Here is a 26,243-nt window from a genome sequence, read left to right as displayed (position 1 = left end):
CTTCTTTCCCAAGGCTGGCCGGCCAATGCGCGAGCAGGCACGGCAGGCTGTTATCGGACACCTGTACGCGCATGGCTTGAGGGCCGTGCGGTCGTCCGACCCGCCCCCCACTGGAGATTCGTCATGAGCCGCACCTATGCATTTCGTATCGTCAACGTTTTCGCCGAGACGACCTTCGGAGGCAATCCGCTGTGCGTTTTCGAAGACGCGCGCGGGCTGAGCGACGCCGAGATGGGATCGCTCGCGCGACAGTTCAATCTGTCCGAGACGACGTTCATTCTGCCCTCCGAGACCGTCGACGCACACGTGCGAATTTTCACGCCCGGTTACGAGATGCGTTTTGCCGGGCATCCCACGCTGGGTACGGCGCACGTGCTGCGTGCCATGCACGCCCTGGGCGACCGCGTGACGCTGCAGTTTGCCGCCGGCCTGGTGCCGGTGCAGGCGAGCGGCGATCACTGGACGCTGACGGCCCCGTCGTCGGGCGAGCCGAAGATCACGCATGCGAGCGAGGCCGATGCCGACATCGCCGCGCTGGTGCGGCTGGGGCGCGATGATCTCGCGCACGCGCCCCAATGGGTCGATACCGGGGCCGATCAACTGCTGATTCCGCTGCGCGACGCCGACGCGGTCGCGCGGGCGCAACCCGACAGCGCGCGTCTGGAACGCTGGCCGCTCTCGAGTCTCGAGCGTAAAACGGGTTACGTGTTTTCCATCGACGAGGAGACGGGCGGCGAGTTGCAGGTCACGGCCCGCTACTTCTTCACGACGCAGGGCGGCGGTGTGAGCGAGGACCCGGGCACGGGGTCCGCTTGCGCCAACCTTGGCGGCTGGCTGATCGGGCAAGGGTATCCGCTGCCGGTGCGCGCGCGCGTGTCGCAGGGCGACGCCATCGAGCGACCGTGCCGGTTGACCCTCGAAGTCACGGCGGATCGTCGGATCCTGGTGGGCGGCAACGTCATTGAACTCGCGCGCGGCGAGGTGCGCCTGTAAGGCGCCGGGAGGACGACAGCCGTATGTATGCATTGGCAGCGCCGGTCGACACCGAGCTGGACATCAAGAAGAGCCGGTTCATCGGCATCGTCATGCCGGTGACGTCGCGCGAGGCGGCCATGCGCGAACTCGGCGCGCTGCGCGTGCGTTATCCCAACGCCACGCACTATTGCTGGGTGTTGTTGTGCGAGGGCGCGTCGGGTTTCGACGACGATGGCGAGCCGGGCGGCACGGCGGCCAAACCCATGTACAACGTGCTCATGCACAAGGGCCTGACGAATGTGCTGGCGGTCGTCGTGCGCTATTACGGCGGTATCAAACTGGGCGCGGGCGGCCTGACCCGCGCCTACGGGCAGGCGGTGAGCGAAGCACTCAAGCTCGCCACGCTCACGGCGGTCGAGCCGACCACCGAGCCGCGCTACCGCTGCACCTTTGCCCACGAAGGGACGCTGCGCAGGTTGGCGGAGCGTCGCGGCGCCGAGGTGCTCGACGCCGCCTACGACGACGCCGTCACGCTGCGGTTACGACTGAAGGTGCGTGACGTGGCGGCGTTCGAAGCCGACGCGACGGAAGCCCTCAGCGGCGGCCTCACGCGGTGCGATTGACGCGATGAGGCGGTCGGTCGTCGCGTGAGACGGCGCGCCATGGCTGGACAGGAAGGCCCATGGCGGCGAGGTGCGGGGTCAATGCTCGAAGAGGTGGAAGGCCTCGAAGTGGTTCCGCCGTCGCGAGAGCGCCACGAGATTGACGATGCAGACGAGCGCGACCAGCGCGAAGAGGGGCGCGGAGACTTCGATGGTGTCTCGCGCGAGCAGCGAGACGAGTGTCAACGCCACCATGATCGCCAGCATCGCACGATGCAGCCACGTCGCCAGCCGCAGATGACGCTCGGATTGCGCCACGAGCACAACGAGCGAGACATAGAACGGGGCGGCAAACAGCGCCAGCACGCAAAGCGCGAGGAGCACGCCAAGCACGTTGGCGAGCAGTGCGTGCCCGTCGGCGGCGCTCGATTGCACGCCGACGACCGTTGCCGCAGCGAGATAGAGCAGCATCAAACCATCCAGAACAATCGCGGTTCGGTTCATGGCATCTCTCCGACGAAAAAGGTGCGGAGGTAAGATCGCCCCGCGCAAGGCGACGGGGTCCGGTTGCGGTCCAACAGTCAGAGGCGGGTTCCGGTACTTGGCGGCAGGCCAGACTAGCCACGCAATGCGATATCTCCGTGACAGCCGCCCGGGGTTCGGAAGTCGTCGTCAGCGGGGCGGTTTCGGTGTGACCAACGACCGTGGCGGGTCGTTCGGGTCGTCCGGGTAGCCGGCCGTCAGTGGCGCCAGTCCTAGCCAGACGGCGGCCGCGTTAATGCCTGCCAGGTCCGCTGCGGCCTGTATGCGGTAGATCGACACGTTGCCACTGTCGTCGGCACAGAACAGGTCGCGCTCCAGGTCCGTCAGGATGTCGAGCCGTTGCTGGCATCGGTAGAAGCCCAGGGGCTTGAGATCCTGCACTAGCGCAGCGAGGGTTTCGGGGTAGAGGTAGAGGCGGCGGGGCCAATGACCGTGCCGGGCGCGGAACGCGCCGAGGGCGCCGAGCACGTGGGCCAGCGTGCCGCCATGACCACGAACGCACGCCATCAGGCACGACGGGTCATGCGCCAACGCAATGTCAGGGTCTGGCGTGCCGGGGCGAAGACGGCCGGGAAGCGTAGGGTGTCCCATGGTTCACCCCGCGTAACGCACAACCACGCGTGCGCACGGCAAGCCAAGTATTACCCAAGACGTACAGGTATCCACAAACACTCCGTCGACTTCCCGAAGTTGCGTGCCCGGCGAATATTGGTCTAGTGATTTGATAGTTGCAGACGAAGGCAACGGGCGAAATCCGCACTTTCGCCTAATCCGTCGGCATGAGGTGCCGACGATCTTGCTCCAGACGGCGGCAGGGAATAGGTGGCGCGCGACGACCCAATGAAAACCGGCGGACTGAGCCGCCGGTTGAGGCCCCATCGGGGCGTCGCCAGCCGCGTGTACCGGCGCGGCATGGTATGGGCCAAGTAGACTTGGCACCGGAAGGCATTGCCGTCATGCACTGAACCGATTCCGGTTCTCGGCCGCGCCCATGCAGTTTGACTGCCCCTTGAGTATAGGTCGCCCGCTCGTCAGCGAATCGACTTTTCGGATGAGGGGGCGCCACGGGCGAACCCTTCGGTAGGCAAGCGCCCGAATTGACACAGGATTTCCCTCGTGCCCACGGTTTCGTCCGCGCCGACTTTGAGGTCTAATGTCACCATTCAAGACGTGATCGCAAGGCATGCGGCTGCCGCATCGTCAACGCGCGATACGACGCCAGGCTTCAGCCGAACATTCCAATGATGGCAATGAATTCTCTACAACGATGGACCCTGCTTGCCTGCCTCTGCACGGCGCAGTCGGCGTTCGCCGCCGACCAGTGCGAGGGTATCCTCATGCTGGCCAAGAGCGCGCAGACCGGCTTTGACAACATCTCCGGCCCGCTCGCGGCCAAGAACGACCGCGGCGAAAGCTATCAGGCGACCTACTCGGTGCCGGGTGGCGACTGCAAGGTGTTCCGGGCGAAGGGGCTCGCACCGACTTACGAATGTGTCTGGGATTACCAGAAGATCACGCCGACGGATCTGCGTCGCGAGGCGCAGGGATTCGCCACGCAGGTCTCGCGCTGCACCCGGGGTGTGACCACGCTGCGCACGACCACGACAAACGCTGCCGGTTTGCCCGCCGAATGGCAGAGCGCGAGCCGGAAGTATGCGCGTCCGGTCAACTTCACCGTCACGGCACAGGACCTGGTCACGTCGCGCGGCGAGCGCTTGCGAGAAATCTCGCTGTCCGTCGAAAAGCAGATCGAGAAGTAAGCGGTACGCTACCGTCGCCGAGGTTGAATACCGTCTCGCCATCGGCGGCAGGGCGGCGCGCCCAGTCCCGCCGGACGGGGCTGGCTACGCGTCTGGCGTCACCGTGATGTTGCCGTTACAAACGGTTGCAGACCGCGCCACGCATTAACATCTTTTCGGTCGACGCTCGTTCGACCGACCCGGTACAGTCATTCTTGAGGCGTATGGCGCACAGGCAACCCGCCGGTGCCGTCCGCGTCTCGTGCCAACCGGCCCCACCTTAGGGCCGGGTGCGATGGCTGAACCCAAATGAGTGCCCGACTTCGTTACTGTTTCCTGTTGCTGCTTGTGTGTGCCTATCCTGCCTGGGCAGGGGGTGGGCGCGGGCGCGACATGCTGGATTTCAACAAGGCATCGCTGCGGGAAGACATCAGCCGCTTCAGCGCCGATCGCGGCCGTGGTCAGGCGGCCTATCCGAACTGGGCGGCCCCGGCGGAGCCGCGTGAGCGCCAATACTCGCCGCAAGGCGAGCCACGCGGGTCGCGCGGCGGTGGCGGTGGCGGTGGCGGTGGCGGCCGTCGCGGTCGCTGACGCCTGTTGCCACGCGCGGTTCCCCGCCGGCGTTGCTGTTCCCGTTTCCGGTTTTCCTCTTCCCCTCCAACGTCCCCGGACGAACCAGGCGTTGCACATGTGCAACATCGGATACGCTCGCGCATTCCCAGCAACGTCTGTCAATCACGCGTCCCGAACCTCTTTTATTTCCCTACATCACGGCGAATGTGAGCAATCGCTAACTTGCTGATGTAAGGGACATATCGATTTCGTTATACCGAGACTAACTTTGGCGCGGATGGTCGGCTGAATTTTGTCTCCCCACCATTTCCCGGCCACTTCGTGTGGTGCGTTTTTTCTCGACGTTTCGGCCTATCTGCGCACGGCGCGCCTGTGCGAGAATCACGGCCGTTTATCAGGGAGGCGCTTCGCCAGCGGGCGCCGGCCGCTCCCATGTACACCGGGAACGGGCACACAAAAGACATAAACCAAGGAGAAGTGAATGAAGCGGAGCATGGCCAAGGGCTTGGGCGGGGCACTCGTGTTGGGCGCGTGCATGAGCGCGCCGGCGTTCGCACAATCGAACGTCACGCTGTACGGTCAGGTCGACGCCTGGATGGGCGCGGTCAAGAACCCGGGCGGCGATCGCGCCTGGACGCAGGGCGGCGGCGGCATGTCGACGTCGTACTGGGGCATGAAGGGTAACGAAGATCTCGGCGGTGGCCTGAAGGCCGTGTTCGTGCTGGAAGACTTCTTCCGTCCGCAGAACGGTCAGTACGGCCGCTTCCAGGGCGACTCGATGTTCTCGCGCAACGCGTACGTCGGTCTGTCGTCGGACACCGCCGGCACGGTCACGCTCGGCCGTCTCACCACCTCGTACTTCGTCTCGACGATCCTGTTCAACCCGTTCGTCGATTCGTACACCTTCAGTCCGATGGTGTTCCACACGTACATCGGCGTGGCCGGTCAGGGCATCGTGGGCGACTCCGGCTGGAGCAACGCGGTGATGTACACGACGCCGAACTTCAAGGGGCTGTCGGGCAGCGTCTCGTATGCGTTCGGCAACAAGGCCGGTGAGACGGGGCAGAACAAGTGGAGCGCGTCGGCGTTGTACTTCAACGGTCCGTTTGCGGCGACCGTCGCTTACCAGCAGGTGAAGTTCGATTCGCAACCGGACGACCTCGCCGGCATGACGGGCTTTCGCAGCCAGCAGGCCGTGCAACTGGGGGCGACGTACGACCTGCAAGTCGTGAAGTTGTTCGGTCAGTATCAGTACATCCGCAACAACATCACCGGCGGCGGCGTGTCGGAGAACGGCGGCCAGCTTGGCGTGTCGGTGCCGCTGGGCAACGGCAGCGTGCTCGCGTCGTATGCTTATACGAAGAGTTCGGGCGCGAGCAACGTCAACCGCAAGACGTGGGCGCTCGGCTACGACTACCCGCTCTCGAAGCGCACCGACATCTACGCCGCGTACATGAACGACAAGGTGAGCACGCTGTCGGGTGGCGATACCTTCGGCGGCGGCGTTCGCATGAAGTTCTGACGTCCCGGCGCACGCGGACTGGATACGCGTGCTGAAGGAAATCATCGAAGGGGGCAGACGCCGATTGGGCGCGTCTGCCCCCTTCGTTCGTTATGTCGATCGCAATGTCATTGTTTGCCGATGCCGATGCCGATGCCGATGCCGATGCCGATGCCGACGCCGATGCCGATGCCGACGCCGAAGCCGACGCCGACACAAGCACTCCCGGCAGATCACACGCCCAAGTCAGCGTCGTTTCGCAGAGCGGTTTCATGTGTCACCGAATCGACGGGTCCGCGCTATGATTTGTGCACCGCGCAAGACGGTATTTCCGCCATCCCCCGAGCACAAACGGAGTAGAGACGACATGACGATTCAACACGTAGGCATCATTGGCGCAGGCACCATGGGCAACGGCATTGCACAGGCCTGTGCGGTGGCCGGGCTGCCGGTGACGATGGTCGATATCAGCGATGCCGCCGTACAGAAAGGCGTGGCGACGATTGCCGGCAGCCTCGATCGCCTGATCAAAAAAGACAAGCTCACGGCCGCCGACAAGCAAGCCGCCCTGGCGCGCATCACGACCTCAACCGACTACGCCTCGCTGGCCGACGCCGACATCGTGATCGAGGCGGCCACAGAGAACTTCGATCTGAAGGTCAAGATTCTCAAACAGCTCGAGGGCGCGACGAAGGACAGTGCGATTCTCGCGTCCAACACGTCGTCGATCTCGATCACCCAGCTTGCCGCCGTGGTCGCCAAGCCGACGCAATTCATCGGCATGCACTTCTTCAACCCGGTGCCGCTGATGGCGCTCGTGGAGATCATCCGCGGCTTGCAGACGAGCGACGCGACGCACGCGCGTGTCGATGCCCTCGCGCGCCGACTCGGCAAGTCGCCGATCACGGTGAAGAACGCGCCGGGCTTCGTCGTCAACCGGATCCTGGTGCCGATGATCAATGAGGCCTTCTTCGTGCTGGCCGAGCATCTGGCGTCGCCCGAAGAGATCGACGAAGGCATGAAGCTCGGCTGCAATCATCCGATCGGACCGTTGGCGCTCGCCGACATGATCGGTCTGGATGTTTGTCTGTCCGTGATGAACGTCTACTACGAATCATTTGCGGACTCGAAGTACCGTCCGTGCCCGTTGCTCAAGGAAATGGTCGCCGCCGGGTACCTCGGACGCAAGACCGGGCGCGGCGTGTACACGTATTGATGGCCGGTTGAGCGGACGGCACCACCGGCGCGTGCGACGCGCCGGTGGCGGATGCGAAGGCACGTTATCCGGGATATGCGCGTGTGACCCGTGCCTCAGTTTGACGACGCGGGCGCGGTATCTTGGGACAGCGCGGTTTCCAGCGATGTCCAGCTTGAGTCCTGGCTCGCGCTGGCCGACGCCGACTGCCCTGACGACGTCCCCGAACTTGCCAGTTCGACCGAACCCTTCAGGGTCGGCCGGTGAATGCCGAGCGGGCGCGTGAGGGACACAGTGTAGGGGTTGCCCGGCATATGTCCGATATCGATGAGCGCCCGGTTGATCAAGCGGCCGGCGTCGTAGCGGGACGTGGCGCCGGCGAACGAAATGGCTTTCGTGGTGCTCCATGGATCCAGCAGCAACGTGGAGTGGCGCGTCAAGTACGCGGCTTCCCGAAAAAATTCCTGACTGATGCCGTCGCGAAATCGCGGGTCCGGTTGGTTCGGCGTAGAGCGATCCATCAACTGGATAAAATGTTCGGACTCCGTATAAATAACCATGACATGGGGCGGCCGATTCTGCGGCTTGAAGGTGATCATGCGGATATCATCCTTCGGGACGCCGTTCGTGAGCAGACGATGGAAGAGTATTTCGGCGTTCTCCTGACAGAACGCTTCGGCTGCGGAATTCCACTCGTAATGCGTTGACGTGATATCAGCCGCGATGCGCTGTTGTTTTGGCAACGGCAAGGTCGGGTCGATTTCCTTGCTCATGGAGTTGCGAAGGGCGGTTCGATGATTGATGATCGAATTGTCTCGAATCGGTTGCAGATCGGCGCGATTGGTTCGCAGCAGGTGCAATTCGCTCAGTTCGGCAAACGCGAGTTGAATGGCTTCCTGCGAGCTTTCGTCGGGCACGTGGCGGATGGCACGCGAAATGTCGTCGAAGCTTGTGGCGATGCTGTCGGGCGGGTAAGCGAACCGGCTCGAACCGCATCCGCCGCCGCATAGTCGCAGCGGCGCGTGAGCCCGCCATTCTCCGGTGCCCACGTCATATGTCACCGGCACTTGTGCACGCCTTTCGGCGCCTTGAGGGGCATCGATCAGCCAGTGATCGTCACTGAGGCCGCGCCGGGCCCGATAGTAACCGGCTTCGCCCCGCAGGTAATGCTGACCCTTGACGAGAACGACGCGCGCCTGTTCGCCGGTGGGGATCTGATCGGCCGGCAAAGGCTGCGCGTATCCTTGCAGATGGTCGTCTTCGCCGAAAATCTTCGTCTGCCCTGGGACGGCAACGTCGCCCCCTTCGTTGACGCGCGGCGCAAAGGAAAAGCGCCCAGCCTCTCCCGTGCCGTCGGCGCCAACGTTGCTATCTTCGCCATGGACGTCGCTCATTTCGTCGGGCGCGACGGCGTGCGCGCCGTCGGCGGCATGGCTGTTGCGCATCAGGTCGATGGGCATGAGGTCGACATCGCGCGGCTTCAGGGATTTGGATGCCAGTTGAGACGCCGACGGAGAGCGCTCCGGCGACGATGAACCACCGAGACGCTGCGGCGCCGATCCGGTGACGCGTGGGTCGCCATACTGAAGAAATCCGGCGATTTTTTCCGCGTCGGGCGCCTTGCGTTCAAGTGCGTCGTCGGCGATGTCCGCCAGTTCGCCCGGCAGTCGCAACATCGGCACGCCGGGCAGCAGTCCCGTCGCGAGATCCAGCACTTCGGCGCCGTGGCGAACGTTTCGCCGCACCTGCGGATCGACATCCTCGCCACTCAGGATCTCGTAGGCGTCACCCGCCGATTCGCCGAAGTGGCGAAACGGCGCGCGTGCCGCGGCTACCGCCTTCAGGAAGTCGTGGAAGGTGTAATCCGACTTGATCAACGGGCGTTCCACCGGTTGGATGACCACGTCGTCGAGCGCCGTCCATGCCGTCGCGTTGGCCGACGGCAGCGCTTCGGGATCGAACGACGAGTCGATGTCGGCGCCTGTTTCGCCGGAACCCTCGGCGGGGCGGGCGCGCCTTGGCACCGCACCTGACGCGGGAGCGGCAAGATTGGCGACCAGCAGGATCGCGAGCGCAGCGGGCCATGCCGCGCTGTGCGTCGGCTGGCCGGTGCGCGGGCGGCCGGGATGCCCGGTGACGGGCAGCCCTGTCTCGGGGCGCCCGGAGCGCGCGCCGTGAAACGCACGGGACAACCCCACGGCGGCACCCGGACCGTTCTCGCGCTGTGGGCGTGCAGGGGGCAGTCCGTAGCACGGCGCGACATGGATGGCGCGATGATGCGAAGCAAATGGCATGAAGACCTCCAGAGGAGCGATCGGCGAAGCAAGCCGATCACCGTGACGCGCGGCATGCGCGAGGTGTGGGCAACGAACAAGGGAACGCATGCAAGGCAAGGACGCCGCGGCACGGCGTCGCGATGAACGCCAACCTCACCCCCGTGATAGAGCGTGAGAGGCCCGTCAATCCGCTGAACCGACGTCGTCGGCGCGCAAGGATGGCTGCTCTGCGGACGAACGACGTTCGCCGGCGCTCACGGCACTCGACGCCGCTGCGTCGGATCGCCCGGCCGGGCTTGGCGGATTCCCCTGCCCCGCTCGACCAATCGGGTTCGCTCGGTGCATGCCGAGCGGGCGCGTGACGGAGACAACGTAAGGGGTTCCGGCGACGTGTCCGATATCGTTGAGCGCCCGGTGGATCATGCGGCCCGCGTCGTATTGGCTGGTTGCACTGGCAAAGGAAACGGCTTTCGTCCTGCTCCACGGATCGAGCAGCACCGTCGAGTGGCGCGTCAGGAAGACGGCTTCCTGGAACAACTCGTAACGGATGCCGTCGTGATGTTGGGGAGACGGCGGCAGTGGTGTCGAGCGATCCAGCAGCGCGATGAAGCTCTCGGAATCCGTGTAGAGCACGGCCACATGCGAAGGCTTGTTGTGCGGTTTGATGGTGATCATGCGAATCTGATCTCGTGAAATACCATGCTCGAGCAGGCTGTGAAACAGAATCTCCGCGTTTTCCTGACAAAACGCTTCACCGGCCTCGCTCCACCCGTAATGCGCCGCCGTGATCGTGGACGCGATCCGTTGTTGCTTGATCAGCGGCGCATTCGGATCAATCCGCTTTCTCATGGCGCCGCGCAGGGCGATCCGGTGAGCGACGATCGAGTTGTCGCGACCGGATTGCAGATCGGCGCGATTCGTTCTGCGCAAGTGCAGGGCGCTCAAGTCGGAGAAGGCATTCTGAATCGCCCGCTGCGCGTGCGCGTCGGGCACGTGGCGTATCGTCGTGAGGATGTCTTCAACGCTGTTGGCGATGCTGTCGGGGGGATCGTCGGGGCGACTCGGCCCACATCCGCCACCGCATAGCCGCAGTGGCGCGTGCGCGTGCCAGGTGCCGGTGCTCGATTCGTACGTCACCGGCACCTGTGCCCGCTGCTCGCTGCCTGGCGGCGCATCGATCAGCCAATGGTCGGCGCTGATGCCGCGATTGGCCCGGTAATAGCCCGCCTCGCCCCTCAGGTAGTGATGACCGTCCACAACCACGAGGAGCGACGTCTCGCCGTTTGGGCGTTGATCGACCGGCAGAGATCGGGCGTAGCCATTCAGATGGGCGTGTTCATCGACGATCCGAGGTCGCCGCGCTGGTGCAGGCGCAATCGCCCGGTGCCCGGCGGGAGGCAGAGGCGCACGCGCAACGCTTTCCGGATCAACGGCATCAATGGCATCAATGGCATCGACCGCATCAACTGGCTCGACCGGCTCAACCGGCTCAACCGCATCCGCCGCCGCCCCAGCATCCCCAGCATCCCCAGCATCCACAGCATCCACAGCATCCACAGCATCCACAGCATCGGCCACGTCGACGTCTTTGCCCTTCTCCCGCGCGAGTGAGTCGCCGTGCGTGCGCGGCACCGAACCCATCATGCGCGGGTCGGCATATTGCAGAAATCCTGCGAGCTTGCCGGGATCGGGCGGCTTGCCTTCGAGTGCATCGTCGGCAATGTCTGCCAGATCGCCGGGGAGTCGCAACAAGCGCACGCCGGGCAGCACGGCGGTAGCGACGTCCAGGACATCGGCGCCTTGTTGAACGCCGCGACGAATTTGAGGATCGATCCGCCGGCCGCTCAGGATTTCGTAAGTGTCACCGACCGATTCCCATAGATAGTGGAAAGGGGCGCGCGCGCTGGCCGCGGCGCTCAGGACGTCGTGGAGGCTGTAGTCGGATTTGACGGTTGACGAGTGCCTGACTGCTCGGATGATCACGTCTTCGGACGCCGACGTGGCGCCGGTGTGGGCAGGCGGCAGCGCATCGGCATCCAACGCTCCGGCGCGTTGGGTGTCGGTGCTCTCGCCGTCGCGCGCATGACGCGAGCGCCAGGGCACTCGCGCGGCAGCCGGGACTGCGAGGTTGGCGACAAGCATGATGGCGAGCGCGGCGGGCCAGACGTTTGCCTCCGACGACCGGCTGGTTGCGGCGCGCTCACGTCGCGAGGGCGCAGACGGGCCAGTCTCGTCGTGACAAGTGGAGTGTGCACCGCGAAAGGCGCGAGGCCAGCCTGCCGCGGTACTCCGCTTGTTGCCGTGATGGCGAGGCATATGAGGCAATCCGTAAGCCGGTGCGACTCGCATGTCGCGGTAGTGCGATGCCAATGGCATGAACGCCTCCGAGGGGATGGGACATCGTTATCCGAGTGCGGAAAGGCGAGGCCCGCGAATTGGGACCGCTGGCGCGCGCCTGCGAGGGTTGGGTGCCTTCGCCGTCGCGGTCGGGTAAGACCGTAGCCGTGTACGAACGCATCGGGGCGCGACCCAGGCCGGTATCAAACCGGCGTGCCTGTCTCGCCGCCAGCGGCTTGACTCGGTGGGTTCCGACGAGCCGAGCCGGATCGTAGCAACACACTCTCCGCATGCCCGGCACGTCGTGGACTCCCCATGCTGGTGGCCGCTGCACGCTCGCGCGGCGTCGGGTAGGGGCGCGTCAGCGACACCGTGTAGGGGTTGCCGGCACGGTGGCCGGCATCCGCGAGCGAAATGTCCAGCATGCCCATCAACTCCTCGACGTCGTTGGCGCGCCGGAACGACGATGCCTTGATTCGGCTCCACGGGTCGAGCAGCACGGTGGTGTCGCGCGTGAGGAACACGGCAGCCGTAAATCGATCGCTGCCGATGCCATCGACATGGCCTTTCACCGGCGGCTGCGGCGTGGACAGGTCGAGCAGATCGATGAATTGATCCGATTCCGAATAGAGCACCATGACATGCTGCGGGCGACCTTGCGGCTGCACGGTGATCATCCGGATATGGTGACTGGGAACCCCTCGGGTCAGGAGATAGTGAAAGAGAATCTCCGCGTTCTCCTGGCAGAAGGCTTCCGAGCTGAGGTCCGGGATGGGGTATTCCGAGTAGTTGTCGTAGTGAATCGCCGTGATCAGAGCGGCCTCGCGTTGTTGCTCGAACAACGTGGAGTGCGGGTCGATTCGCATCAACTGCGGGACCAGAATGCGGCGATGCTCAATGATCGAGTTGTCGCGCAATGCCCGCAGGTCCTCACGGTTCGTTCGCATCAGGTGCAAGTCTGCCAGGTCGCTGTACGCCTGCTGTATCGCACGCCGCACGTCGTGATCCGCAATATGGCGGATCGCGTCGGCGACGTCGTTCTTGCTCATGGCGACGCTGTCGGGCGTGGACGCCCGGCTCGGCCCGCATCCACCGCCGCACAGGCGCAACGGGGCGCCCGCGCGCCACTCGCCGGTTTGCGCGTCGTAGGTCACCGGCACTTGCGCGCGTGTACCGCGCGGCGCGTGGATCAGCCAGTCGTGCGCGTGCTGCCCGGGCGTTACGTGGTAATAGCCGGATTCCCCGCCGAGAAAGTGGCGACCGTTGATTGTCATCAGTTGCCGACGCGGGCCGTCCGGGACGTGCGCTATCGGCAGCGATTGTGCGTATCCCTGAAGGAATTCGTGCTCGCCTCCGATGCGCGATCCGTGATCGATGCCGATACTTTCTGCGTTGGAGATTGGCGCGTCTACGATCTCCAAGCTGTGTTCAGGCGGTGCGCAGGGCAGCGGATCGAGTCCGTCGCCCTCGGCCGCGGGGGCGACCGGCGCATCCGCATCGATGCCGTGTGCCGACGCCGGTTCATGCACCGGGGCACGCCTGAACAGTACCGGTTGCGCCGGCGCCGATGCGTGCTGTATCGGCATGTGGGGCCCCATTGCGCGCGGATCGCCGTATTGCAGGAAGTCGGTGAGCTTCGTCGATGGCGGAGGCTTGCCGTCGAGCACATCCGCGGCCAGATCGGCGAATTGGCCGGGCAGTCGACTCAGTTGGACGTCCGGGATCAGTCCCGTCGCCACATCCAGGACGCTGCCGATGCGCTGCGCGGTCTCGATCGTTGGCGGGTCCACTTCGTTGCCGCTCACAGCGCTGTAGGCGTCGCCGATCGTCTTGCCGAGATGCCGAAACGGCGCGCTGGCGGTGGCCACGGCCCGGAGAAATTCACGAAAGGTGTAGTGCGATTTGATCAGCGGCGCGGTGAGCGGATGCCGGTCGACATCGCTTGGGAATCCCTCTCGCGCGTCCGGGGCGATCGTGGTGGTGTCGCCGGGCGTGTCTCCCTCCTCGTGGCGCATGTCTGAGCGTCGCGGAAGCATCGGCGTGGCGCGTGCGGGCGGAATCATGAGATTGGCAACCATGAGCACGGCGAAGGCGGCCGACCATGGGCTGGTCGCCGACGGCGCGGGCGGGCTGGCGCGGTGACAGGCCGAGGCGTAGCGGCCGAAGCGCTGGCGGTCATTGCGTGTGCTGTGGAATGCGTGAGGGAAGGTCTGCGCAGTGAGCGCCTCGGTCTGACGAGCGGGCGTGGCGTCGCGGGCCCCGTAGCAGGGCGGGGGATGGATCGCGCGATGGTGCGTCGAGAACCGCATGATGTTGCCTCCTGACGATCGGGGAAGGTATGGGCACGCGTCGGCAAGAAGTCGATTCGGCCGCCATGGGGGAAGACTGCCATCGCATACCGAGGTGTGTTTGCGCTTCGGCCGGATGAACTGTCGATTTCGGCGCGTTGCCGCGAGGTCGTGGCGTGAAGGGGCGACCGCGGGGCGGCACAGGAGGAAGCGGAGGAAGCAGGAGAAGCAGGAGAAGCAGGAGAAGCAGGAGAAGCAGGAGAAGCAGGAGAAGCAGGGGGACGCAAGGCGAGGGGAGACGGAGGGGGCGCGGCCCGCACCGCAGTACCGCGCCGCGCCGAGACCATGAGGCGCTCGGCGCGAGCCTGCGACTTCAGCCGGCCAGTCGTTTGCGCGTGTCGTCGTATTCCTGCTTCAGGCGCGCAACGATCTCGGCTGCGGGGCGCACGTCGTCCATCAATCCCACCCCCTGACCCGCGCCCCAGATGTCCTTCCACGCCTTCGCCTTGGAGAAGTTCATGGCGCTCTTGTCTGCCGTGGGCAGGTCATCGGGGTCGAGGCCCGCATTCAGAATGCTCTGGCGGATGTAGTTGCCCGATACGCCGGTGAACAGGTTCGTATAGATGATGTCGTTGGCGCTGGCCTCGACGATCGCCTGTTTGTAGGTGTCGCTGGCGTTGGCTTCGGAAGAGGCGATGAACCGCGTGCCGATATAGGCGAGATCGGCGCCCATGGCCTGGGCAGCCAGGACCGAGCCGCCGTTGGCAATCGCGCCGGAGAGCACGATCGGGCCGTCGAAGATCTTGCGCACCTCGCCCACCAGCGCGAACGGCGAGAGCATGCCCGCGTGCCCGCCCGCCCCGGCGGCGACGAGGATCAGCCCATCCACACCGGCTTCGAGCGCCTTGTTCGCATGACGTAGATTGATCACGTCGTGCAGCACGATGCCCCCGTAGCTGTGTACGGCGTCGAGCACCTCCTTGGGCGGCGCGCGCAAGCTCGTGATGAAGATCGGCACGCGATGCTCCACGCAAACCCGCACGTCGTGTTCGAGGCGCTGGTTCGACTGATGCACGATCTGATTGACGGCGAGTGGGCCCACGACGGCGTCCGGATTCGCCGCCTGATACGCGGCGAGTTCTTCGGTGATGCGAGAGAGCCAGTCTTCGAGAATTTGCGGCTCGCGCGCGTTCAGCGCGGGGAATGAGCCGACGATCCCGGCCTTGCACTGTGCGAGCACCAGTTCCGGGTAGCTGACGATGAACATCGGCGACGCCACGACAGGCAGCGCCAGGTTTTGCAGAATCTTGGGAAGGGCCATGAAGTCTCCTCGAGCAGGACGTTCGGCGGGCGGCATCATTGCGTCGACGCCCAATTCGCAGAGGGTTATTTTCGCGAACGATCGTTCGATTATAGGGGGATTCGCTCGTCGCCCGGTGAGCGGGCACTCGAAGAAAGCTTCGGTTCCGTCGAGGGAATTCGCGCTCGTATCAGGGAAAGTCCCCTTGGGGGACGGGGGCGTCGCGACTAGGATGAAAGCGCGTGCCAAGCGGCGTCAGCATCAAGACGCCACAGGACGGGCGCCGCGTTAGCGACCGCAGCGTTCGTCCGGCACGTCACGTCCTCAAACGCCGCTTGCCGTGACTGGCAAGCGGCGTTGTTTTTTCCAACATATCGAAAGCCCGGTGCGCCTAGACGGCATACAACGTATCCGTCTCACGCGCGTAGCGCAATGCGCCGGCCTTGGCGAGTTCCGCCACGAGGCGGTCGAGCAGATCGGGCCAGGCCGACGGCGGTGCAAGCATCGCGGCCGCACTGCGCCAGGCTCGCGCGGTGTCGAGTGTGGCCTTGAGCGTTGCACCCGTCATGGCATTCTCGGCCATGAGACGGAAAACGATCAGCACCTTGAGCGCGTTGCGCGCGTTGCGTGCCGGATCGCTTTGCAGATAGTCGAGACGCGCGCGCGCGGTGGCGAGTGCGCCGTCGATATCGCCGAACGGTTTGCCGTGTCCTGGAATCACCTGCGCCACGTCGAGTTGCTCGATGAGGTCGAGCACGGCCGCCTGTTCTGCGAATCCGGACTCGCCGTCGAGTTCCGGAAAGATCACGCCGAAGCCGCGTTCCCACAGCGCATCGCCGGATATCAGGATGCCGTCGGCGGCGTTGTAGAGCATCAGCGCGTGCGGATCGTGGCCCGGGGCGCCGAGAACGAGCCATTCACGCCCGCCGAGCGTCATCGCGTCGCCGGGCGAGAGGGTGTCGTCGAAGGTGAAGCGCGCGCACTGCTGGCCCGTCGCTTCGAACGACAGACGCCGTGCATCCCAGCGGCGCACGGGGTCGGCGTCGGCGGCGGGGACCCATGTGCGGCAACCGTAACGCGCTTGAAGCGCCGCATTGCCGCCGCAATGATCGGAGTGCAGATGCGTGTTGACGAGCCGTGCGAGCGGCTGGCCGTGCGGCAGCGCGTGCGCGACGAGCGCCAGCGTCTGCTCCGCGTGCGTGACGTACCCGCTGTCGACGAGGGTGGGCGCGTCGCCGAGGAACAGGACGTTGTTCGAGGAGAGCCAGCCGCGCTCGAACACGCGAAGCCCGGCGGGCAGGGCATGCGAAGTCATGGACGTAGGGGCATGAGGGGGAACACAGGGCGCTGGCGGCGTGTCAGGCCGGCTTGGCGCTCACGAGGATCTTGGCCGTGGCGGCGATCACCGTCTCGCCGCGTTGATTGACGGCCTCGCCGTCGAGCGACACGATGTCGCCCGCGAGTTTGTCTTTCCACAGGCTGTCGGTCACGGTCCAGCGCACGGTGATGTCGTCGCCCGCGTGCACGGCGCGGCGCAACTTCATGTCGAATTCGAGCCCGAGCGGTTGGGCCGTCTTCGAATAGTGCGTGGCGAGCAGGGCGGCCAGATACGACATCTGCTGCGTGCCCGACGAGATCAGTCCGCCGAAGCGCAGGTCGGCGGCCGCGTAGTCCGCGTCGTGGTGCAGTGGATTGAAGTCGTGCGCCAGCGCGGAAAATTCGCGGATCGAGTCAGGCGAAAAATGGTGAGTGGCGGCGAAGGTCTCGCCAATGGCAACGATTTTTCCCATATGCGGTATTGAAAGCGTTATGCGTCGAGGCGCGTCATGCGTTGCCCGCGCCGGGATCGTTGGCGATCACGCGGCGATACTGCACCGGCGGCGGCTCGTGCTCGACACGTCGCGCGGGCAACAGTGACCAGATGTGGCGCTTGTCGCCCTCGGCCATCGTCGACCACGCGGCAATTTCGTCGAGCGTGCGCCAGCAACCCGAGCACCACCCCGTCGCTGGATTCATGCGGCAGATGTTGGTGCAGGGCGATGGCACAGGGGACTCGGGCAGGGTCATGGTGGCCTTGGGGTGGGGGCGCTTAGTCGCGCAGCGCCACGTCGACGACGGGCGCGCCCGTCATCGCCACGAGCTGCGTTGGTGTGAGGTTGAACACGGCATGCGGATGGCCGGCGGCGGCCCAGAGGCTGGTGAGCTTGAGCAAGTCTTCGTCGATCAGCGTGAGTGGCGACACGACGTGCCCGATCGGGCTCACGCCGCCAATCGAATAACCCGTCTTCTCCTTGACGAAACGCGCATCGGCGCGGGCGAGGTCGCCGACCTGTGCTGCCACCTTCTTCTCGTCGACGCGATTGACGCCGCTCGCAATGACCAGCACCGGGGTGTCGTCGGCGGCCCGGCGAAAGAGGATCGACTTGGCAATCTGGGCCACGTCGCACCCCAGGCCGGCGGCGGCCTCGGCCGAGGTCTTGCCGGTGCTCGGCAAGAGCACGATCGGCTGATCGTGACCCATGCCGGCGAGCAGCCGCGCAACGTGACGCGCGCCTTCGGGGAGATCGTCCTGGTGGGCGGGTTCGGGCGTCCGGGGTGTCTCGCTCATGGTCGTGTCAGTGTCGTCGAGTCAGAGGGTAGGCGCGGGCACGTTGTCCCGCGCGGCATCACACACAGGTGGGCGCGGCATCCTGCAGTTTCGCGAGCATGGCGCGCCCGACGCGCGACGCGTTCGGGCGATCGATGGCGCGCGAAATGAAGTCGCCCGTGCGCACGACGGCCTCCAGATCGATGCCGGTCTCGATGCCGAGACCGTGCAGCAGATACACCACGTCTTCCGTTGCCACGTTGCCCGTCGCGCCCTTGGCATAGGGGCAGCCGCCGAGACCGGCGACGGACGAGTGAAAAATCGAGATGCCCGAAAGCAGCGCGGCGTAGACGTTGGCGGTCGCCTGCCCGTAAGTGTCGTGGAAGTGGCCGGACAGACGCTCGATCGGGAACACCTTCGCACAGGCGTCCATGACTTCGCGGGTACGCGAGGGCGTGCCCACGCCAATGGTGTCCGCAATGTCGATTTCGTCGCAGCCGAGCGCCGCAAGTCGTTGCACGACGTCGACCACGCTCGCGATGGACACTTCACCTTGGTACGGGCAGCCGAGCGCGCACGAGATGCTGCCGCGCAAGCGCAGACCGGCGTCCTTCGCCGCGCGCGCGACGGGGGCGAAGCGCTCGATGCTCTCCACGATGGAACAGTTGATATTGCGTTGCGAGAACGCTTCGCTCGCGGCGCCGAAGATCACCACTTCGTCCGCCTTGGCTGCCACCGCGCCCTCGAAGCCGCGCAGGTTCGGCGTGAGCACCGAGTAGATCGTACCGGGGCGACGCGTAATGCCCGCCATCACCTCGGCGCCGTCGGCCATCTGCGGCACCCATTTGGGCGAGACAAACGACGTCGATTCGATATTGGCGAACCCGGCGGCCGAGAGTCGGTCGATCAGCGCAATCTTGATATCGGTCGGTACCGGCAGTTTTTCGTTTTGCAGACCGTCGCGCGGGCCGACTTCGACCACTTTCACGTGCTTCGGCAGAGTAGACGTGGACAAGGACATGCGGTGTCTCCTTGGAGGGGTTCGGGCAATGACGCGCGTGGGCGACGGCTCAGTAGCCGCGCGCCGGGTCGACGATGCCGGTGATGGTTTCTCCGCGTTCGAGCGCGGCGATCTTCCCGGCGATCTGCGCGACCGTTTCGTCGCGCAATGTCAGGGCGGAAATGTGCGGCGTAAGCGTCAGGCCGGGTGCGTGCCAGAACGGATGGTCGGCCGGCAACGGCTCCGTGCGAAACACGTCGAGCGTGGCTGCGGCGATCTGGCCGCTGTCCAGCGCGGCAAGCAGATCGTCTTCAACCAGGTGCGCGCCGCGCGCGACGTTGATCAGGAACGCCCCTTGCGCCAGCTTCGCAAACAGCCTGGCATTGAGCACATCGACCGTTTGCGGCGTGAGCGGCAACAGGTTGACGAGAATACGGGCACCGGACACGCAGGCATCGAAGCCGGCGTCGCCGTGGTGCAATTCGATACCGCTATCGTCGCTGCGCTGGCTGCGGGTCCATGCGCGGACCGGAAAGCCGAACGCCTTCAGTGCCTTGGCGACGCGCGCGCCGAGCGTGCCGTATCCGAGCACCGCGACGGGGAAGTCCGCGAGACGGTTCGGCTTCTGGAACTTCCACTGACTTCGGGTTTGCTGCACGTCGAATTCGTCGAGACGACGGAAGTAGCGCAATGCGGCGGCGCTCACGTACTGCGCCATCTGGTCGGCCATGCCGGCGTCTTCCAGACGGATCAGCGGTACGCCCGCCGGCAGGCGGCGTGCCTCTTCGCCGTGCGTGCCGAGCACGCCGTCCACCCCGGCCCCCAGGTTGAAAATCGCTTTCAGGCGCTCGCGCGGTTGCAACACTTCCGCATTCGGCTTCCAGAGCACCAGATAGTCGGCGGGTGCCGCGTCGCCGGGCTGCCAGCCGCGAATGCCGGCCTGCGGCAGATGCTCGGCGAGGCCGGTTTCATAGGCGGCGGTCTTGCCGTCTGGAGAAAAGATCAGAATGTCCATGAGTTGCGGGGCAGACGCGTATAGGAGTGAGCCATGGCGATAGGGCCAGCGAGGTGACGACAGGCGCCGGTCTTTCCGGTGGGCGTTGAAGACGCGGCCGTGTTCACTCGATTGACGTTAACGTCAAGTGTAACGCAGCTTGTGGTGTCGCGCGTACTGGGGCGTGGCCGGAGGCGCGGAGGGCGACGAGGCGCGAGGAGGGAGAGGAGGGAGAGGGCGGGGCGGTGACGCTGTGAAGCGGCGGAGCGGCACAGAGTGCCGCTCCGCCGTAGCGGAATGACCGAAGGTCAGTCGGTGGCGGCGGCGCGCAGCGTCACGAGGTTGACGGCGAAATTGTGGCTGTCGTCGGCGATCCAGACTTCACCGTCCTGAATCGTGCACTGGAGGCGCATCGTGCGCGCGGCGAGCGCCGTGAGCGCCTCGGCGGACGCCTCATCGAGCATCCGCACCGTGAGGTTCGACAAGCGGGTGATCTGAGACTCGGTCGCTTGCCACCAGACGGCGGCGGGCTTGCCGCCGTACGCCACGACGTCGACATGCGTCGCCCGGCCCGCGGCTTTGACGAGGCGCCGTGCGTCGGGCTGCCCGACGTCGATCCAGCGGACGATGTCGCCCCCGAAGTCGTGCTCCCACAGGTCGGGCTCGTCGGCGTTGGACAGGCCCTTGCCGAACGCGAGCCGTTCATCGGCATACAGCATGAAGGCCAGCAGGCGCACCATCATGCGTTCGTCGGTTTCCGACGGATGCCGGGCGAGCGTCAGGCTATGCGCGGCGTAGTAGTGGCGGTCGAGGTTGGTGATCTGCACCTCGGCCTTGTAAATGGTGGCTTTGAGTGCCATACCGGGAAACCGCGAAAATGAAGGGAGTCGCAAGCATACACTAGCGCGTTGTCCCCGCTCGCCCAGGCGGTATGAGGTACCGATGGCGCACCGCGGCAAGCGGGCGGCAAGCTCGGTATACTGGCGGCCCCGCCTTACCTGATGTGTCTCCCATGCCGGTTCCTGTACCGCAAACGATCGACGTCAACGGTTATCCGATGGCGTACGTCGAGACCCCTGCCCCCGCCGACGCCAGTGGCGCGCCGCTCTTGCTGGTTCACGGTTCGCTTTGCGATTGCCGTTACTTCAAGCCGAACATGGCGCCGTTGGGGCTTCGGCGGCGGGTCATCTCAGTGAGTCTGCGTCACTACTGGCCCGAAGCCTGGAGCGGCCACGACGGCACGTTCTCGGGCGAGCAACACGCCGAGGACCTGGCCGCGTTCATTACGGCGCTGGGCGTCGGCCCGGTCCATGTGCTCGGCCATTCGCGCGGCGGCTATGTCGCGTTGCGCACGGCGCTGCTCGCGCCCGACACCGTACGCTCCCTGATCCTGGCCGACCCGGGCGTGGAAATCAGCGGCGGACCGGTGCAGACGCCGCTCGACCGCGAACGCGGCACCTTCCGCGAACAGGCGCTTGCCGCCATCGAGTCCGGCAATATCGACGGCGGACTGGCGATCTTCATCGACACCGTGAGCGGCCCGGATACGTGGCGGCGCATGGTGCCGTGGTTCAAGCAGATGGTGCGCGACAACGCTCACACCCTGATCGGTCAGGTGGCCGAGCCGCGTACGCCGTTGCCGATCGATGCCCTCGGCGCCTTGCATGCGCCGGTGCTTCTGATGGGTGGCGCGCAAAGTCCCGCCCCCTATCCCGACGTGCTGAACGCGCTCGCTTGCGCCATGCCTGAAGCCTGTCGCATGGTGATCCAGGATGCATCGCACGGCATGAATCTGGCCAATCCGATTGCGTTTCACCGCGCGGTGGACGCCTTCCTCGGGAACGACTGAACCCGAGGGCCGACGCCGGGGCGCGTGCCGGCGTCGCCCGGCACTGGACACGCGCGCGTTACGCGGAAACCGCGTCCCGCGATCACTCGTCCCTTTCTCATTCGTCGCGCAACACGCCGTGACCCAGACGCAAGCTCAGCGTGCGGACCAGATCGGCCATCCACGCCTGATCGCGGTCCGACAATTTCTGCATGGCCCGGTTGAGCGACGGATACGGATCGCAGGGCACGGCCACACCCGAGTCCGCCGCCATGCCGTTCGACGAATCGAACGCCAGCAACTCATGCGGCGGTAGTCCCAGTGTGTCGGCGAGAATGCAGATGTTGCGCAGCGAGATATTGCGCTTGCCTCGCTCGACACCGCTCAGGTATGAGCGCGCCAGACCGCTTTCCAGGGCAAGCTTGTCTTGCGCCCAGTTGTACTTCTTGCGCAAACCGGCCAGGTGTCGGCCGAATCTGAATAAATTGGTGTCCATACGAATGTTTTCCTTGTTAGGGACAAGAAGATTGAAACAAAAAACCGGCATTGGGGACGGTGCCTCGGGTATCCCCCGTTTGCGAGGCACGAACTACCGGGTCTGCAACGCGGATTTTTTGCGGACTTTCGGAGAAGGCACAAGGAGTGCGCGCTTTCAGACGGCAGTGGTGGCGCCAGCTTGCGTACCGCTCTGCAGGCATTGCGATACGCCTTGTCGCACTCCCGTGAACCGGAGCCGCGCAGTGTGACACCGGACATGCCGGCCCAAGCCATCACGCGATTCTGAAAGTTTCTGCCTTGGGATGTCACTCGATGTCGACGGGGCGACCCGGACGTTATGTCGAGCGGCCCGAATGGACGGTAGTCGTCGACCGGCTCTCATGCTTGATAGGCCTGGCGTGCGCGAGATAGGCGCGGCGCGGCGATACGTCTATTGCGGGGATATAAGACGCTCGCCGCAGCGAGCGTTTTCACGGAAGGCCAGGTCACGCTTACAAGACGAACGCTCGCGCAACGTCCCCGCGACGCTGGGGGGACTTTGCGCAATGTCCTAAGAATCAATTGCCTCCTTATTGCTCACTCTTCATCGCCGGAGGGGAAATGCCGCGAGTCATCGCGTGCGATGGTGTCGGATCTGGCGGAATGGGCCGACGTGACGGATGTGTCGTGGCATTCGGATGGGGGGTGCCCGGGTTCACGGATGCGCGCAATGGGATGGGCGGCGTCGGTGCCGGTGCCGTCGGCAACGCGGTAGCCCGCTTCCCTCGGCGCGGCGAGTTGAAGTTGGGCAGGAAGGCCCGCGGAGAACGCTGGGGCGATGGGCGTAAGTCTGGCGGCGTTGGGGAGCGCCGCGGGAGGGGTGTCGGCGTCATCGAGGTCGTCGAAATCGTCGAGATCCTCGGCATCGTCGATGTCATCGCGCGCTTCGTGCCGATCATGCCGACTGCGACGGTTGCGCTGATCTCGCGCGTCGCTACAGGCACTGCCGTGTGTGACCGACAAGGGGCCGCATCGGTCTGCGTAAGTGTCGGTGGCCGACGGCGGTGCCGCCTGACTCAGGCGGGAGCTGAGGCTTCGAATGATCTCGGCGAGCCAGACCTGATCGCGGTTTTCGAGGCGGCACAGCGAACGGCTGATCTGCGGCAGCGGCGTGCGATCGGGCAGCGCTGCGGCGTCCGCGGCGCCTGCCGCCGTCTGGGCAAAGCGCAGCATTTCGGACGTTGGCACACCGAGCGTATCGGCCAGTACGCAGATATTGACCAGAGCGACGTTGCGTCGACCGCGCTCGATGCCGCTGACGTACGAGCGTGCCAGACCGCTCTCGAGCGCCAGTTTCTCCTGCGACCAACCGCGCGCCTTGCGCAAGCAGGCCAGATGGTCTCCGAACAGCGCGAGTGGATTCGTTTGCATGGCGGAACTCCGTTGACGAGTCACACAGCGTAATCAATCCCCCCGCGTCTTGCGACGTTATATCGCTCTCCTCCCCATGCGTTACAGGCGGGCCTCTATACAGAGTCGGCGACCTCTAAAGCGCAAAACTTATCGGACGCTTCCCATTTCATGAGGCAGTGCCAGCCCAAGCGACGTTGTCAGCCCGTGGGGCGACATGCGCACGGGGGCGGCGCCAGCGCATCGGATTGTGCTGGCCGTGGCGTAGGTCGATGGTGCAGATCAGCGCAAGCAGAGGCGGGCTAGCGCGCCGCGCAGGACGGCGGGCAGCGCGGCGGCGAAGCCGAACGGGCGCGACAGCGTGGCCAGTCCCTCGCCATTGAGCACGCGAGCGCCTTCCAGGTGGGTGGCCAGCCGGCAGAAGTCTTCTCGATTCATGCCGACGCGCTCGCAGGCGATATCGAGCTGTTTCATATCGTTCGGATGCAGCTCTAGGGTGAGGGTGATGCGCTCTGAGGCGGTCTTCATGTCTGCCAATTTTCTCTTGTTCAAAACATTGGGCATGCCGCGCGGGAGATGCGCATGCCGAAGCGCCCACGCAATAACGCGAGCGAGCGTAATCCGACGGCGCGCGATGGCGAGCGTCGGGGGCGAATGCAATGCGTGGGCAATACGAGGCTGTGGGCGCGAAATGGGCCGCCCGAGCCGTGGGCGGCGGTACGGCGCTAACGCGTGAGAGCGATGCCTCATAACGGCGGGGAGGGATGACTCTCTATCCGGCGAGGACATCTGTGCCGGAAAACAGCATGAGTACTGCGGACTACGGACTACGGACTACGACTTCAGGTACGACGACAACTCGATGCGACTGGCTGAACGGCGACTGACAACTTCGGTTCCGGCAACGTCGGCCCCAGCGGTGGCTGGCCGACGTGAAATTACGCGGCGTCCTTGAAGCGAATGCGCGAGCAAGGGGTGCGGCGATGACTACGGCGATATCGCAAGACACGTGAGACATGGGTCGCCGCCGCGGTGCGCGCCGCAGCGCGCTGCAGTTGCATGACACGTGCCACCGTCGCCGTGACGGCGAGCGACGCGACCCCTAGCCAAATGACGAAAATCACAACCCCTCTCCCTAAGCGACGACAGTCCCCGGTCAGTTGCTACCGCAACAAACTTCAACAGGAGCGAATTCTAAATAGATTCCCGAATAGGGTAAATACTAATATTACAAATTGTGTATTTTTTAAGACAGAGGAATCGCAATTGTCCAAACATCCGTTTGAATTTTAGGTGCCTAAATTCATTGGAAAAATCGGCCCGAACCCGCGGGTTTCCACGTGTTCGGGTCGATCAGGACGAAGGGGGTCAGAAGCTGTGCTTCAGGCCCATGCCGACCAGCAACTGCGTCCGTGCGCCGGCGTTGAAGCCGTACGAACCGACCGACGCGGTGGCTTCCACCGTTTGTCCGCGATCCAGCGTCTTGCCGATGGCCTGTTGATAGCCACCGATGACGTAGGTCGACGTGCGCTTGGACAGCGCATAGGTGACGCCTGCATTGAACTGATTGTAGTGAGCGCCGAGGTTGCGCGCACCGCGCATTCGCGTGTAGCTATAGCCGATACCCGTGTTGATCGCCGGCGTCAGGGCATACGTGGCGAAGGCGTTCACGGTGTCGAATGTCGCCGTGCCGGTGAATTCCGACAGACCATCGCTCCCGTACTGGGCATTCGAATACGACAGCCCAAGGATCGCCGGACCAACGGCGTACTTGCCGGCCACGCGCGCGATGCGTACCTTGCTTGCCGTACGGAAGCCACTGTTGATCGGCGAGTTGAACAGCGAGCCCGCGCTGCTCGTCCACTCGCGATAGCCGTAGGCCGCCCGCGTGTTGCCACCGTCCGCGAAGAAAAAACCGGCGCCAAGGGCGAGCGGACCGTTGCTGTAGGCACCGGCGAAGCCATACGACCGGCCGGCGCCGGCCTCCCCGGCAACGTTGCCCGATGCGTACATGCCTTCGAACTGCAAGCCGCCGAAGTTCGGCGTGGCGTAGCGGATCGCGTTGTTGATGCGCGCGCCATTGTCGTAGTTGTCGACATCGCCCGGCGTGGCGAAGAAGCCACCGAAGTAACCGTCTGCGGTCATGCCCTGCACGAGATTGACGACCGGGTCGTACTGACGGCCGATCGTCACTTCGCCCCATTCGGTGCTCTTCAGGCCGACGATGGACTTGCGTCCGAACGCCCGGCCGCCGTTACCCATCTCGCCGTTGACCGCATTGAAGCCGCTTTCGATCTGGAACATCGCCGACAGTCCGCGGCCCAGCGGCTCGGTGCCGCGCAGGCCCCAGCGGCTGCCGGAGATGATGTTGCTCGTGATCATCGACCGCGATTGCGGGCCGTTGACGTTGGCCGTGTGATTGGCGTGGACGAAGCCGGAATCGATCGTGCCGTAGAGGGTGACGTTGCTTTGCGCATTGGCGCTGGCAGACAAAGTCAGGAGGGTGAGTGTGGCGGCGAGCGCAATGGCGCGCGGGCCGATGAACGAGTGAGGACGTTGAGTCATGGTGTCGAGCGCTTAACCGCGCATGGTGGAAATCGACACCGAGAATATTTCCG

Annotated in this window: 25 protein-coding genes; 8 read left to right on the top strand and 17 right to left on the bottom strand. The window is 64.9% G+C overall.

The features are described 5' to 3' along the window. Positions 1 to 123 precede the first annotated feature (123 nt). Both PSO31014_RS07135 and PSO31014_RS07130 read left to right on the top strand, forming a co-directional pair. Positions 124 to 993, top strand: coding sequence for a PhzF family phenazine biosynthesis protein (locus tag PSO31014_RS07135; RefSeq protein ID WP_150550970.1), 870 nt, complete (start codon positions 124 to 126; stop codon positions 991 to 993). Between the two features lie 23 nt (positions 994 to 1,016). Further along, entirely contained in the window at positions 1,017 to 1,598 is a 582-nt protein-coding gene (locus tag PSO31014_RS07130) for an IMPACT family protein (protein WP_150550969.1), read from the top strand. Between the two features lie 78 nt (positions 1,599 to 1,676). Here the strand turns inward: PSO31014_RS07130 and PSO31014_RS07125 are convergent, their stop codons facing one another. Further along, positions 1,677 to 2,081 carry a hypothetical protein gene (locus PSO31014_RS07125; RefSeq protein ID WP_150550968.1) on the bottom strand — a complete coding sequence of 135 codons (405 nt, stop codon included), beginning with the start codon at positions 2,079 to 2,081 and terminating at the stop codon, positions 1,677 to 1,679. 168 nt (positions 2,082 to 2,249) lie between these two features. Continuing rightward, on the bottom strand, positions 2,250 to 2,711 hold the full coding sequence (locus tag PSO31014_RS07120; protein ID WP_150550967.1) for a hypothetical protein: 462 nt from the start codon (positions 2,709 to 2,711) through the stop codon (positions 2,250 to 2,252). A 659-nt stretch (positions 2,712 to 3,370) separates the two neighbouring features. Here PSO31014_RS07120 and PSO31014_RS07115 point away from each other — a divergent pair. The 5 genes from PSO31014_RS07115 (at position 3,371) to PSO31014_RS07100 (ending at position 7,149) form a co-directional block, all read left to right on the top strand. Then, complete coding sequence (locus tag PSO31014_RS07115; RefSeq protein ID WP_150550966.1) at positions 3,371 to 3,880, top strand: hypothetical protein; 510 nt, start codon at positions 3,371 to 3,373, stop codon at positions 3,878 to 3,880. Positions 3,881 to 4,168: 288 nt separating this feature from the next. Beyond that, positions 4,169 to 4,450 carry a hypothetical protein gene (locus PSO31014_RS22370; protein WP_174976432.1) on the top strand — a complete coding sequence of 94 codons (282 nt, stop codon included), beginning with the start codon at positions 4,169 to 4,171 and terminating at the stop codon, positions 4,448 to 4,450. A 463-nt stretch (positions 4,451 to 4,913) separates the two neighbouring features. After that, the gene (locus PSO31014_RS07105) at positions 4,914 to 5,954 is read left to right on the top strand and encodes a porin (protein WP_150550964.1); all 1,041 of its coding nucleotides are present in this window, start codon (positions 4,914 to 4,916) and stop codon (positions 5,952 to 5,954) included. 110 nt (positions 5,955 to 6,064) lie between these two features. Continuing rightward, positions 6,065 to 6,238 carry a hypothetical protein gene (locus tag PSO31014_RS22365; RefSeq protein ID WP_174976423.1) on the top strand — a complete coding sequence of 58 codons (174 nt, stop codon included), beginning with the start codon at positions 6,065 to 6,067 and terminating at the stop codon, positions 6,236 to 6,238. Positions 6,239 to 6,300: 62 nt separating this feature from the next. After that, positions 6,301 to 7,149: a 3-hydroxybutyryl-CoA dehydrogenase gene (locus tag PSO31014_RS07100; RefSeq protein ID WP_150550963.1), complete on the top strand. Its 849-nt coding sequence runs from the start codon at positions 6,301 to 6,303 to the stop codon at positions 7,147 to 7,149. A 95-nt stretch (positions 7,150 to 7,244) separates the two neighbouring features. Here PSO31014_RS07100 and PSO31014_RS07095 read toward each other — a convergent pair whose 3' ends face one another. The 11 genes from PSO31014_RS07095 to PSO31014_RS07045 form a co-directional block, all read right to left on the bottom strand. Further along, positions 7,245 to 9,422 carry a hypothetical protein gene (locus PSO31014_RS07095; RefSeq protein WP_150550962.1) on the bottom strand — a complete coding sequence of 726 codons (2,178 nt, stop codon included), beginning with the start codon at positions 9,420 to 9,422 and terminating at the stop codon, positions 7,245 to 7,247. 165 nt (positions 9,423 to 9,587) lie between these two features. Beyond that, positions 9,588 to 11,546 (bottom strand): hypothetical protein, encoded by a 1,959-nt coding sequence (locus tag PSO31014_RS22360; RefSeq protein WP_217424909.1) that lies wholly within the window; start codon positions 11,544 to 11,546, stop codon positions 9,588 to 9,590. Between the two features lie 398 nt (positions 11,547 to 11,944). Then, positions 11,945 to 14,050 (bottom strand): hypothetical protein, encoded by a 2,106-nt coding sequence (locus PSO31014_RS07085; protein WP_150550961.1) that lies wholly within the window; start codon positions 14,048 to 14,050, stop codon positions 11,945 to 11,947. A gap of 352 nt (positions 14,051 to 14,402) precedes the next feature. Beyond that, positions 14,403 to 15,350 carry an NAD(P)H-dependent flavin oxidoreductase gene (locus PSO31014_RS07080; protein ID WP_150550960.1) on the bottom strand — a complete coding sequence of 316 codons (948 nt, stop codon included), beginning with the start codon at positions 15,348 to 15,350 and terminating at the stop codon, positions 14,403 to 14,405. Between the two features lie 370 nt (positions 15,351 to 15,720). After that, positions 15,721 to 16,644, bottom strand: a complete 924-nt coding sequence (locus tag PSO31014_RS07075) for an MBL fold metallo-hydrolase (protein WP_150550959.1) — start codon at positions 16,642 to 16,644, stop codon at positions 15,721 to 15,723. Between the two features lie 43 nt (positions 16,645 to 16,687). After that, positions 16,688 to 17,119, bottom strand: coding sequence for a MaoC family dehydratase (locus PSO31014_RS07070; protein ID WP_017233243.1), 432 nt, complete (start codon positions 17,117 to 17,119; stop codon positions 16,688 to 16,690). A gap of 34 nt (positions 17,120 to 17,153) precedes the next feature. Beyond that, the gene (locus tag PSO31014_RS07065; RefSeq protein WP_150550958.1) at positions 17,154 to 17,396 is read right to left on the bottom strand and encodes a DUF1289 domain-containing protein; all 243 of its coding nucleotides are present in this window, start codon (positions 17,394 to 17,396) and stop codon (positions 17,154 to 17,156) included. 22 nt (positions 17,397 to 17,418) lie between these two features. Continuing rightward, positions 17,419 to 17,937 carry a YbaK/EbsC family protein gene (locus tag PSO31014_RS07060; RefSeq protein ID WP_150550957.1) on the bottom strand — a complete coding sequence of 173 codons (519 nt, stop codon included), beginning with the start codon at positions 17,935 to 17,937 and terminating at the stop codon, positions 17,419 to 17,421. A gap of 58 nt (positions 17,938 to 17,995) precedes the next feature. Beyond that, positions 17,996 to 18,937 (bottom strand): hydroxymethylglutaryl-CoA lyase, encoded by a 942-nt coding sequence (locus tag PSO31014_RS07055; RefSeq protein WP_150550956.1) that lies wholly within the window; start codon positions 18,935 to 18,937, stop codon positions 17,996 to 17,998. 49 nt (positions 18,938 to 18,986) lie between these two features. After that, entirely contained in the window at positions 18,987 to 19,931 is a 945-nt protein-coding gene (locus PSO31014_RS07050; protein WP_150550955.1) for a 2-hydroxyacid dehydrogenase, read from the bottom strand. Between the two features lie 287 nt (positions 19,932 to 20,218). Beyond that, a complete protein-coding gene (locus PSO31014_RS07045) occupies positions 20,219 to 20,770 on the bottom strand; it encodes a YaeQ family protein (protein ID WP_150550954.1) in 552 nt (183 codons plus the stop codon). A 152-nt stretch (positions 20,771 to 20,922) separates the two neighbouring features. Here PSO31014_RS07045 and PSO31014_RS07040 point away from each other — a divergent pair, with 152 nt between their 5' ends. Next, positions 20,923 to 21,759, top strand: a complete 837-nt coding sequence (locus PSO31014_RS07040; RefSeq protein WP_150550953.1) for an alpha/beta fold hydrolase — start codon at positions 20,923 to 20,925, stop codon at positions 21,757 to 21,759. 97 nt (positions 21,760 to 21,856) lie between these two features. Here PSO31014_RS07040 and PSO31014_RS07035 read toward each other — a convergent pair whose 3' ends face one another. The 4 genes from PSO31014_RS07035 to PSO31014_RS07020 form a co-directional block, all read right to left on the bottom strand. Continuing rightward, entirely contained in the window at positions 21,857 to 22,234 is a 378-nt protein-coding gene (locus PSO31014_RS07035; RefSeq protein ID WP_150550952.1) for a helix-turn-helix domain-containing protein, read from the bottom strand. 578 nt (positions 22,235 to 22,812) lie between these two features. Then, on the bottom strand, positions 22,813 to 23,646 hold the full coding sequence (locus PSO31014_RS22620) for a helix-turn-helix domain-containing protein (RefSeq protein ID WP_246176457.1): 834 nt from the start codon (positions 23,644 to 23,646) through the stop codon (positions 22,813 to 22,815). A 261-nt stretch (positions 23,647 to 23,907) separates the two neighbouring features. Next, positions 23,908 to 24,153: a hypothetical protein gene (locus PSO31014_RS07025; protein ID WP_150550951.1), complete on the bottom strand. Its 246-nt coding sequence runs from the start codon at positions 24,151 to 24,153 to the stop codon at positions 23,908 to 23,910. Positions 24,154 to 24,993: 840 nt separating this feature from the next. Then, positions 24,994 to 26,190, bottom strand: a complete 1,197-nt coding sequence (locus tag PSO31014_RS07020) for a porin (RefSeq protein WP_150550950.1) — start codon at positions 26,188 to 26,190, stop codon at positions 24,994 to 24,996. Between the last annotated feature and the right edge of the window lie 53 nt (positions 26,191 to 26,243).

The organism is Pandoraea soli (assembly GCF_902459595.1).
In the GTDB taxonomy this organism is placed as follows: domain Bacteria; phylum Pseudomonadota; class Gammaproteobacteria; order Burkholderiales; family Burkholderiaceae; genus Pandoraea; species Pandoraea cepalis.
Note: the sequence above shows the minus strand (reverse complement) of the source record. Positions and strands in the feature narration are given on the sequence as shown.

Excerpts from the sequence above, each read along its gene's own strand:
- PSO31014_RS07075 (WP_150550959.1), bottom strand. The coding sequence starts at position 16,644 with ATGACTTCGCATGCCCTGCCCGCCGGGCTTCGCGTGTTCGAGCGCGGC.
- PSO31014_RS07050 (WP_150550955.1), bottom strand. The coding sequence starts at position 19,931 with ATGGACATTCTGATCTTTTCTCCAGACGGCAAGACCGCCGCCTATGAA.
- PSO31014_RS07035 (WP_150550952.1), bottom strand. The coding sequence starts at position 22,234 with ATGGACACCAATTTATTCAGATTCGGCCGACACCTGGCCGGTTTGCGC.
- PSO31014_RS07125 (WP_150550968.1), bottom strand. The coding sequence starts at position 2,081 with ATGAACCGAACCGCGATTGTTCTGGATGGTTTGATGCTGCTCTATCTC.
- PSO31014_RS22370 (WP_174976432.1), top strand. The coding sequence starts at position 4,169 with ATGAGTGCCCGACTTCGTTACTGTTTCCTGTTGCTGCTTGTGTGTGCC.
- PSO31014_RS07040 (WP_150550953.1), top strand. The coding sequence starts at position 20,923 with ATGCCGGTTCCTGTACCGCAAACGATCGACGTCAACGGTTATCCGATG.
- PSO31014_RS07055 (WP_150550956.1), bottom strand. The coding sequence starts at position 18,937 with ATGTCCTTGTCCACGTCTACTCTGCCGAAGCACGTGAAAGTGGTCGAA.
- PSO31014_RS07020 (WP_150550950.1), bottom strand. The coding sequence starts at position 26,190 with ATGACTCAACGTCCTCACTCGTTCATCGGCCCGCGCGCCATTGCGCTC.
- PSO31014_RS22360 (WP_217424909.1), bottom strand. The coding sequence starts at position 11,546 with ATGCTTGTCGCCAACCTCGCAGTCCCGGCTGCCGCGCGAGTGCCCTGG.
- PSO31014_RS07105 (WP_150550964.1), top strand. The coding sequence starts at position 4,914 with ATGAAGCGGAGCATGGCCAAGGGCTTGGGCGGGGCACTCGTGTTGGGC.
- PSO31014_RS07025 (WP_150550951.1), bottom strand. The coding sequence starts at position 24,153 with ATGAAGACCGCCTCAGAGCGCATCACCCTCACCCTAGAGCTGCATCCG.
- PSO31014_RS07100 (WP_150550963.1), top strand. The coding sequence starts at position 6,301 with ATGACGATTCAACACGTAGGCATCATTGGCGCAGGCACCATGGGCAAC.
- PSO31014_RS07115 (WP_150550966.1), top strand. The coding sequence starts at position 3,371 with ATGAATTCTCTACAACGATGGACCCTGCTTGCCTGCCTCTGCACGGCG.
- PSO31014_RS22620 (WP_246176457.1), bottom strand. The coding sequence starts at position 23,646 with ATGCAAACGAATCCACTCGCGCTGTTCGGAGACCATCTGGCCTGCTTG.
- PSO31014_RS07085 (WP_150550961.1), bottom strand. The coding sequence starts at position 14,050 with ATGCGGTTCTCGACGCACCATCGCGCGATCCATCCCCCGCCCTGCTAC.
- PSO31014_RS07095 (WP_150550962.1), bottom strand. The coding sequence starts at position 9,422 with ATGCCATTTGCTTCGCATCATCGCGCCATCCATGTCGCGCCGTGCTAC.
- PSO31014_RS07130 (WP_150550969.1), top strand. The coding sequence starts at position 1,017 with ATGTATGCATTGGCAGCGCCGGTCGACACCGAGCTGGACATCAAGAAG.
- PSO31014_RS07070 (WP_017233243.1), bottom strand. The coding sequence starts at position 17,119 with ATGGGAAAAATCGTTGCCATTGGCGAGACCTTCGCCGCCACTCACCAT.
- PSO31014_RS07060 (WP_150550957.1), bottom strand. The coding sequence starts at position 17,937 with ATGAGCGAGACACCCCGGACGCCCGAACCCGCCCACCAGGACGATCTC.
- PSO31014_RS07080 (WP_150550960.1), bottom strand. The coding sequence starts at position 15,350 with ATGGCCCTTCCCAAGATTCTGCAAAACCTGGCGCTGCCTGTCGTGGCG.
- PSO31014_RS07135 (WP_150550970.1), top strand. The coding sequence starts at position 124 with ATGAGCCGCACCTATGCATTTCGTATCGTCAACGTTTTCGCCGAGACG.
- PSO31014_RS07120 (WP_150550967.1), bottom strand. The coding sequence starts at position 2,711 with ATGGGACACCCTACGCTTCCCGGCCGTCTTCGCCCCGGCACGCCAGAC.
- PSO31014_RS07045 (WP_150550954.1), bottom strand. The coding sequence starts at position 20,770 with ATGGCACTCAAAGCCACCATTTACAAGGCCGAGGTGCAGATCACCAAC.
- PSO31014_RS07065 (WP_150550958.1), bottom strand. The coding sequence starts at position 17,396 with ATGACCCTGCCCGAGTCCCCTGTGCCATCGCCCTGCACCAACATCTGC.